The sequence below is a fragment of the Microbacterium sp. genome (assembly GCF_011620665.1).
In the GTDB taxonomy this organism is placed as follows: domain Bacteria; phylum Actinomycetota; class Actinomycetes; order Actinomycetales; family Microbacteriaceae; genus Microbacterium.
Map to the genome: position 1 here is coordinate 1 of NZ_WOYQ01000033.1, position 4,279 is coordinate 4,279.

Below are 4,279 nucleotides of genomic sequence, written 5' to 3' on the forward strand. Positions count from 1 at the left end.
CGGGCCCAAACTGTCACCCCCAGCGACAGAACGCGACAGGCGAACAGTCGTACGCCCGGCCACCCCTCACTCCCCGGGCCCAAACTGTCACCCCCAGCGACAGAACGCGACAGGCGAACAGTCGTACGCGCGGCGGATCAGCCGGCGAGGGCGAGCACAGGGGCGAGCTGGTCGCGATCGAGCGCGATCCAGGGACCGCCCGGATCGATCACGACCCCGCTGAGAGCGGCATCCGCCGCGAGGGACTTTCCGAGCTGCACCGCCGTGAGCGGCAGCGGCCGATCGCCGCGCCGCATCGCGAGCACCTCGAGCGGGTGCGAGAAGACCTCAAGACGGCGCTGACCGTCGGCGGTGCGGGCCTCGGCGAGGCCGAGTCGCGTCCCATCCTCCGACGTGGCGCCGGCGACCCACAGCCGGACGCGCGTAAGAGCGTCGACGACCTCGAACTCCATCGCCTCCTGCCGCGGTGCAGACAGGAGGGTCTTCAGCGTGAGGTCGGGATCGGCTTCGTCGAGCGCCTTCTGGATGAGCGGTGTCGGCAGCACGATTCGGGAGCCCATCACAGCGTGGTCGAGAATCAGGCCCGCATAGGGCCCCGCGAGCGTGTTGCGCAGGATGCTGACGGAAGGCTGACGAACGGCCGAAGTCGCCCCGTCGCCGTCGGCGCGGATGCTGGCCTGGAGCGCCGCTCCCCCGCTGAACGCGAGCAGGAATCTGTTCTCGCCGATCGTCGAGACGGCGAGCGTGAGCGGCTCACCCGCTGCCAGCAGGCTCCGCGCATCGCCTCGGACGCGCACATAGAGCTGCCCCTGGAGCATCTGGCGCATGACGTTCATGACGTCGAGATTCTCGGGCTTCTCCGGAAGGGCATCCAGAGCACCCTTCAGGACAGCGTTGTCGACGAGCCCGGGAACCACCTCGCTCGATAACGGTGTTTCGGCGACGGCTCGAGGCGGTCTCGTGGGCGTCCGACCGAATGTCGAGACCGAGATCCCGACCTCGGGGACGTACTCGTCCGGCACTGCGTCCGGCCGCACCTCACTCGGCCGAACCTCACCCGGCAACGCCTCACCCGACAGCACCGGCTCGCGAACGGCGGCTGACGACTCCGAAGCGATGTGACCGGGAGCGGCGGACTCCCTCCTCGGGCGGCGGTTGAACAGTGCCATTGTGCGAGCCTAACCGGCGACCGCGGCGGATCAGAGCTTGGTGATCGGCGCGATCTTGATGAGCAGTTTCTTGGCACCGGCCGAATCGAAGCGAACGTGGGCGATGCGCTTCGCCCCCTCACCGGTGACCATATCGACGCGACCCTCGCCGAAGTCCTCGTGCCGGATGCGGTCGCCCGCCGCAAGCTCGAGTTCGCTGTTGTCGCGCACCTTGGCGGGAATGCGGTTCGCGAACTTCGTCAGGTCGCTCGCCGGGCGATCACGGCGCGGCAACGGCACGAGCTCATCGCCGTAGCGCTTACCCGATCCGGCCCCGGGCCGCCGGGCATTGAGCGCCCGCGACTGCGCGCCGCCCCGCGAGTTGACATCGCCGGGCGACTGACGCCAGTCGATCAGCTCGGCTGGGATCTCCTGCAGGAAGCGGCTCGGCATCGCCACGGTGACCTCGCCGAACTGCGCGCGCGTCATCGCGAGCGAGACGTGCAGACGCTTGCGGGCGCGGGTGATGCCGACGTAGAACAGGCGCCGCTCCTCCTGGGGACCGCCGGGTTCGCCGGCGGAGATCCGGTGCGGGATGAGGTCCTCCTCGACACCCGTGACGAACACAGCGTCATACTCGAGACCCTTCGCCGTGTGCAGCGTCATCAGCGAGACCGAGCCGGTCGCGTCGTCGAGGTCATCGGCATCCGAGACCAGAGCGACTTCCGTCAGGAAGTCCAGGAGCGTGCCCTCGGGGTTGTTGCGCGCGAACTCGCGCGTCACGGCCACGAGCTCGTCGAGGTTTTCGACACGGGCTTCGTCCTGCGGATCCTTCGACATTCGCAGTGCGTCGAGGTAACCGCTCTTGCCGAGGAGCACGGTGAGCCCGTCGGTCACCGCCGTAGGCGGCGCGATCTCACCGGATACCGGAAGCATGATCGCGGCGGCCTCGACCAGCACGGCGTCAAGCTGCGCGACGGCCTGCTGGATCTTCGGCCCGACGCCGAGGGCCGACCCGTTCGCCAGGGCATCGCGAAAAGTGATGCCCTCCTCGGCCGCATAGCGGGCGATCGCGGTCTCGGTCACATCGCCGATCCCGCGCCGCGGCTTGTTCAGGATGCGGCGTACCGCCAGCTCGTCGGCGGGGTTGGCGACAGCGACGAGGTAGGCGAGGGCATCCTTGATCTCGGCCCGATCGTAGAACTTCGTCCCGCCCATGATCTTGTAGGGCACGGCCGAGCGGATGAAGATCTCCTCCAGAGCCCTCGACTGCGAGTTGGTCCGGTAGAAGACCGCCATCTGCGCGTAGTCCATGCCACCCCGGTGCAGCGCATCGACCTCGTCGGCGACGAACTGCGCCTCGTCGTGCTGCGAGTAGCCGGTGAAGCCGATGATCTTCTCGCCCGCGCCGACGTCGGTCCACAGCTTCTTGTCCTTGCGATCGAAGTTGTTGCCGATGACGGCGTTCGCCGCGCTCAAGATGTTCTGGGTCGACCGGTAGTTCTGCTCGAGCAGCACGACCTTCGCACCGGGGTAGTCGCGCTCGAACTCCGAGATGTTCCGGATGTCGGCGCCGCGGAACGCGTAGATCGATTGATCGGAATCGCCGACGACGGTCAGCGACGACCCGCCGCCCGCGGATGCGTCGGACGACGGCGCATCGAAGATCATCATCCCACCGCCCTCGACGCGCTCCGATGCGGCGCCGGCGACCGGACGAGTGAGCTCATGGATCAGCGCATACTGCGCGTGATTGGTGTCCTGGTATTCATCGACCAGGATGTGCCGGAAGCGCCGGCGGTAGACGTCCGCGATGTGTGGGAAAGCGCGGAAGAGGTACACCGTCTGGGCGATCAGGTCGTCGAAGTCGAACGCGTTGGCCTTCTGCAGTGCTCGCTGATAGTCGCCGAAGATCTCAACGAACAGCCGCTCGGCGGGATCGGACAGATTCGCGGAGCGCCCGTACGATTCGGCGTCGGCGAGTTCGTTCTTGAGCTTCGAGATGCGCGACTGGACGGATGCCGGGGTCAGCCCGAACGCATCCGCCCCATGCTCTTTCACGAGCCGCTTGATGAGCGCGCGCGAGTCGCCGGAGTCGTAGATCGTGAAGCTCTTCGTGAACCCGAACTGCTCGGCCTCGCGACGCAGGATCCGCACGCATGCGGAGTGGAACGTCGAGATCCACATACCCTGTGCCGTGTCGCCGACGAGGTGCTGCACGCGCTCGCGCATCTCGCCCGCGGCCTTGTTGGTGAAGGTGATCGCGAGAATCTGACTGGGCCAGGCCTCGCGCGTGCGCAGCAGCGACGCGATACGGCGCGTGAGGACGCTGGTCTTGCCGGAGCCGGCGCCGGCGACGATCAAGAGAGCCGCGCCGCGGTAGGTCACCGCCTCGCGCTGCGGGGCATTGAGCCCGGTGAGCAGGTCCTCGTCGGGTCGGCCCCCGCCGAGTGCGGGGGCTCCGACGATGACGGGTGTGATGGGGTCAGGCATGGCCCCTCGATTCTAAGTCGGCGACCCGACATCGACTCAGCGAGAAGAGAATAGGACAATGCGCACACTGCTCAACATCGTCTGGCTCGTCTTCGCGGGGTTCTGGCTCTTCCTCGGCTACGCCCTGGCGGGCGTGCTGCTGTGCATCCCGATCATCACGATCCCGTGGGCGATCGCGTCGTTCCGCACCGCAGGGTACGTCATCTGGCCTTTCGGTCGCACGATCGTGAGCAAACCCACGGCCGGAGTCGCCTCTTTCCTCGGCAACATCATCTGGGTGATCTTCGCCGGGTGGTGGCTGGCCCTCACGCACCTGGCGAGCGGCATCGCGCTGTGCCTCACGATCATCGGCATTCCGATGGCGATCGCCGACTTCAAGATGATCCCGATCTCACTCATGCCGCTCGGCAAAGACATCGTCGCCACGCGCCAGGGTGCCTTCGACCGCACGCTCTGACGCACGCGCCGCCATACGCCGACACATCTCGCAACCGCAGGACACAACCCTCGACGGCGACGCCCCTCTGGGTTACCGTGGAGACGTTCCCGGTCACCGGGGCATCGCGGCGATCCGGGCGGCCCCGGGCACCGGTTCATACCCGGTCGCGTTGCGGGTTCGACTCCCGCCGTCGCGTCGA

Annotated in this window: 3 protein-coding genes and 1 tRNA gene; 2 read left to right on the forward strand and 2 right to left on the reverse strand. The window is 67.4% G+C overall.

The features are described from left to right. Positions 1-137 precede the first annotated feature (137 nt). Both QZV81_RS04745 and QZV81_RS04750 read right to left on the reverse strand, forming a co-directional pair. The gene (locus QZV81_RS04745; RefSeq protein WP_292833316.1) at positions 138-1,169 is read right to left on the reverse strand and encodes an SseB family protein; all 1,032 of its coding nucleotides are present in this window, start codon (positions 1,167-1,169) and stop codon (positions 138-140) included. 30 nt (positions 1,170-1,199) lie between these two features. After that, a complete protein-coding gene (locus tag QZV81_RS04750) occupies positions 1,200-3,641 on the reverse strand; it encodes a UvrD-helicase domain-containing protein (protein ID WP_292833319.1) in 2,442 nt (813 codons plus the stop codon). 58 nt (positions 3,642-3,699) lie between these two features. On the opposite strand from QZV81_RS04750, the gene QZV81_RS04755 reads away from it, so the two are divergent. Together QZV81_RS04755 and QZV81_RS04760 are read left to right on the forward strand one after the other, a co-directional pair. Beyond that, complete coding sequence (locus QZV81_RS04755) at positions 3,700-4,098, forward strand: YccF domain-containing protein (protein ID WP_292833322.1); 399 nt, start codon at positions 3,700-3,702, stop codon at positions 4,096-4,098. A gap of 105 nt (positions 4,099-4,203) precedes the next feature. Continuing rightward, positions 4,204-4,276, forward strand: a tRNA-Met gene (locus QZV81_RS04760). Positions 4,277-4,279 lie beyond the last annotated feature (3 nt).